The sequence below is a fragment of the Xanthobacter sp. BG11Y11_SDJG genome (genome assembly GCF_057364445.1).
This window is the reverse complement of record NZ_JBNFNU010000365.1, coordinates 1-4,219: the sequence shown is the minus strand read 5'-3', so window position 1 is coordinate 4,219 and position 4,219 is coordinate 1. Positions and strand designations below refer to the sequence as shown.

Genomic DNA, 4,219 nt, shown 5'->3' with positions numbered 1-4,219 from the left:
TTTTCCCGCAGGGGCAGGGGCGGCGCGCGGGCGGTTCCGGCCGGCGCGGGTTATTTCTATGCTCCGGGCTTCGTCCCGGAGCGCGCCGCGGCCTTGCACCGGCAAAAGCCGCGCCAGCTGGAAAAAGGCGTTGCATGGTCACCGTCATCGACATCTGAACCGCCCCCCGCCACCCCGAGAAGGCGAACCGCCCCCTCACCGAGGTGCTGCGCAAGCCGGACTGGATCCGCGTCAAGGCGCCGGGCTCGGCGGCCTGGTCGAAGACCGCCGGCATTGTGCGCGCGGGCGGCCTCCACACGGTGTGCGAGGAGGCGAGCTGCCCCAATATCGGCGAGTGCTGGGAGAAGAAGCACGCCACCTTCATGATCATGGGCGACACCTGCACCCGCGCCTGCGCCTTCTGCAACGTGCGCACCGGCATGCCGGATGCGCTCGACGAGGCGGAACCGCAGAAGGTGGCGGATGCGGTGGCGAGCCTCGGCCTCTCCCATGTGGTCATCACCTCCGTCGACCGGGACGACCTTTCCGACGGCGGGGCCGCGCACTTCGCCCGCACCATCCTGGCGATCCGCGCGGCGAGCCCTTCCACCACCATCGAAATCCTCACCCCCGACTTCCTGCGCAAGGACGGGGCGCTGGAGGTGGTGGTCGCGGCGCGGCCGGACGTGTTCAACCACAACCTGGAGACCGTGCCCTCCAAGTATCTTTCCGTGCGTCCGGGCGCTCGCTACTTCCACTCGCTGCGCCTGCTGCAGAAGGTGAAGGAGCTGGACGGAACCATCTTCACCAAGTCCGGCATCATGGTGGGCCTCGGCGAGGAACGGCCGGAGGTGCTCCAGCTCATGGACGACCTGCGCTCGGCGGACGTGGATTTCATCACCATCGGCCAGTATCTCCAGCCCACCCGGCGGCACCACAAGGTGGAGCGCTTCGTGACACCGGACGAGTTCAAGGCGTTCGAGACGGTGGCCTATGCCAAGGGCTTCGCGATGGTGTCCTCGAGCCCGCTGACCCGCTCGTCGCACCATGCGGGCGAGGATTTCGAGAAGCTGCGCAAGGCGCGCGCGGCGAAGCTCGGGCGGGGCTGATGCCCGCGTTTTCGTCCAGCCGCACGGTCGCCCACTCCGCCGCCGACATGTTCGATCTGGTGGCGGATGTGGAGCGCTATCCCGAATTCGTGCCGCTCTGCCAGTCGCTGCGCATCAAGCGCCGCACCAAGTCCGACGAGGGCGTCGAGGTGCTGGTCGCCGACATGACGGTGGCCTACAAGCTGATCCGCGAGACCTTCACCTCCCGCGTGACGCTCGACCGGCCCCGGCTCGTGATCCACGTGGAATATCTCGACGGACCGTTCAGCCGCCTGGACAACCGCTGGGAGTTCCTTGCCGTCGGCGAGCGGCAGTGCGAGGTGAAGTTCCACATCTCCTACGAGTTCCGCTCGCGCGCGCTCGGCCTCGTCATGGGCGCCATGTTCGATGCCGCCTTCCGCCGCTTCGCCGATGCCTTCGAGGCGCGGGCGGACGCGGTCTACGGCGCCCAGGCTTAAGGATAGCGGGCCTGACGCGAGGGATCAGCCCTGCGCCGCCGCCTCCAGCAGCAGATCGAGCGCCACCAGCACCGAGCGGCGCCGGATCTCGTCGCGGCCGAGGTCGCCGAACAGCATGCGGCGGTGGGCGGTTGCGCCGCCCCGCACCGCGCAGCCGAAATGCACGAGGCCGACCGGCTTCTCGGCCGACGCCGCCGCCCGGACCGGCGACGCCGGTGATGGAGACGGCCACCTCGACCGGGGCGCGGGCGAGCGCCCCCTCGGCCATGGCGCGCGCGGTCTGCTCGCTCACCGCGCCATAAGCGGCGAGCACCGCTTCGGGCACGCCGACCAGTTCGCTCTTCGCCCGGTTGGAATAGGTGACGAAGCCGCGTTCCACCACGTCGGACGAGCCGGCGACGGCGGTCAGCGCGCCGGCCACCAGCCCGCCGGTGCAGGATTCGACGGTGGCGAGCATCAAGCCCTTCGCCCGGAAGGCGGCAAGCACGGCGGCGGCGCGGGCGGCGGTCTCGGCGTCGACCATGGCTCTATTCCGCGAAGGGCAGCCGCACGGTGGCGCTCGCCATGGCGGCGATGCCCTCGCGGCGGCCGGTGAAGCCGAGCTGCTCGGTGGTGGTGGCCTTCACGCTGATCCGGCTCTCCGGCACCCCGGTGATGCGGGCGATGGCGGCGCGGATCGCGCCCCGGTGCGGGCCGACCTTGGGCGCCTCGCAGATCAGCGTGAGGTCGAGATGGGCAATGCGCCCGCCCAGCGCCGCCACCTTGTCCACCGCGTGGGCCAGGAACTGGTCGGAGGCGGCGCCCTTCCATCGGGGATCGGTGGGCGGAAAATGGGTGCCGATGTCGCCGTCGCAGATGGCCCCCAGAACGGCGTCGGTGAGCGCGTGCAGGCCCACATCAGCGTCGGAGTGCCCGGCGAGGCCGAACGGGTGAGGAATGGCGACGCCGCCCAGCATCACATGGTCGCCCGGCCCGAAGGCGTGGACGTCGAAGCCGGTTCCGGTGCGCACGTCGGCGAGCGCGGCAAGCCCATGGCCGCGGGAGAGGGCAGCGTCCGCCTCGGCGAGGTCGGCGGCGGTCGTCAGCTTCACGTTGGTAGCCTCTCCCTCGAAGGTGAAGACGGGCCGGCCGGCCCATTCCATGACCGCGGCGTCGTCCGTGAGATCCTCCACGCCGGCCGCGGCTGCGGCCGCATGCGCCGCCGCCAGATCCGTCCGGCGGAACGCCTGCGGGGTCTGCACCGCCCGCAAGGCGGGGCGGGGCAGGGTGGCCTCCACCCGGCCATCGGACCCCACCAGCTTGATGGTGTCGGTCACCGGCACCAGCCGGCACGGCGGCGCCGCGGGCGCCGGCCGCCGCGATGGCGCGGGCGATGAGTGCGTCGCTGGCGAACGGACGCGCTGCGTCGTGGACGAGCACGATTTCGTGTTCCGAACCGTCAAGCGCCGCCAGGCCCGCCCGTACGGAGGCCTGGCGGCTGGCGCCGCCGAAGGCCGGTGCAAGAATTTTGGGCAAGCCCCGCGAGGCGTCCGCAAAGAGGTCCGAATCGTCGCTATGGATCACCGCAAGCACGGCCGTGACCTCGGGGTGCATCGCAAGAAGGCGAAGCGTGCGCCGCAGCACGCTTTCACCGCCGATGCGTTGGTACTGCTTGGGCAGCGCCCCTCCGGCCCGGGTGCCCCGACCGGCGGCGACCACGAGTGCGACGCAATGCATGAGGCCCCTTTCTGTTTCGCTTCACCTTCAAGCGCGCCTGCGCCACCGACGCAAGAGGCGGTCCGGGGAACCCCGCCGCGCTTGGGCGCTGCGAGGGCCGGCGCCCATGCAATGGGCAATGCGCACGCGGTTCGCAGACGCCACTTGCAAGAACGCGGCAATTGTCTAATGTGTAGGCAGAACCATGGTGGCCTAATTTCTGTGCAAGAAAGACGCGAAACCTCATACCCCGCGCTGCGGATCGGCCCGCACGAATTGCCCAACCGCGTGATCCTCGCCCCCATGGCCGGCATCACGGACGCCCCTTTCCGCCGCGTGGCGGTGCGCTACGGCGCCGGGCTGGCCGTATCCGAGATGGTGGCGAGCGCCGCGCTCATGGAGGGGCGGCCCGAAATGGTGCTCAAGGCGGAAGGACGCGGCATGGGCGTGCACGCGGTGCAGCTCGCCGGCAACGATCCCTATTGGATGGGCGAGGCGGCGCGGCTCGCCGAGAGCGCCGGCGCCGCCATCGTCGACATCAATATGGGCTGCCCCTCCAAGCGGGTCATTACCGGCGCCGCCGGGGCGGCGCTGCTGCGCGACCTGCCGCTGGCCCGCCGCATCATCGCGGCGGTGCGCAAGGCGGTGCGAATCCCGGTCACGCTGAAGACCCGGCTCGGCTGGGACGATGGCGCGCCCACCGCCGTCATCCTCGCGCAGATGGCCGAGGCGGAAGGCGTCGCCATGGTGACGATCCACGGCCGCACCCGTTGCCAGTTCTATGACGGCCGCGCCGATTGGCACGCCATCCGCGCGGTGAAGGACGCTCTGGCCATTCCCGTGATCGCCAATGGCGACGTGCGCGCCGGAGCATGCTCCGCCATCCGCGCCGCCTCCGGCGCCGACGGGGTGATGATCGGGACGCGGCGCGCAGGGCCGGCCCTGGTTTTTCCCCGGGCCAGGCGGCGCGCGCGCCTG

The 4,219-nt window shown here is 70.8% G+C and carries 2 protein-coding genes and 3 pseudogenes; 3 read left to right on the top strand and 2 right to left on the bottom strand.

The features are described from left to right. Positions 1-164: 164 nt before the first annotated feature. A pseudogene (lipA, locus tag AC2W7M_RS20800) lies at positions 165-1,088 on the top strand (lipoyl synthase); the annotation flags it as partial. Next, entirely contained in the window at positions 1,088-1,546 is a 459-nt protein-coding gene (locus AC2W7M_RS20795; protein ID WP_486134566.1) for a type II toxin-antitoxin system RatA family toxin, read from the top strand. The pseudogene lipA and the gene AC2W7M_RS20795, both read left to right, overlap by 1 nt. A gap of 24 nt (positions 1,547-1,570) precedes the next feature. Here AC2W7M_RS20795 and AC2W7M_RS20790 read toward each other — a convergent pair. Together AC2W7M_RS20790 and AC2W7M_RS20785 are read right to left on the bottom strand one after the other, a co-directional pair. Beyond that, a pseudogene (locus tag AC2W7M_RS20790) lies at positions 1,571-2,069 on the bottom strand (CinA family protein). Positions 2,070-2,073: 4 nt separating this feature from the next. Beyond that, positions 2,074-3,262, bottom strand: a pseudogene (locus tag AC2W7M_RS20785) (bifunctional 2-C-methyl-D-erythritol 4-phosphate cytidylyltransferase/2-C-methyl-D-erythritol 2,4-cyclodiphosphate synthase). Positions 3,263-3,529: 267 nt separating this feature from the next. On the opposite strand from AC2W7M_RS20785, the gene AC2W7M_RS20780 reads away from it, so the two are divergent. Beyond that, the coding region (locus AC2W7M_RS20780; protein ID WP_486134564.1) for a tRNA dihydrouridine synthase at positions 3,530-4,219 on the top strand (690 nt) is incomplete at its 3' end.

Coding starts and splice junctions, on each gene's coding strand:
- AC2W7M_RS20795 (WP_486134566.1), top strand. CDS start 1,088: ATGCCCGCGTTTTCGTCCAGCCGCACGGTCGCCCACTCCGCCGCCGAC.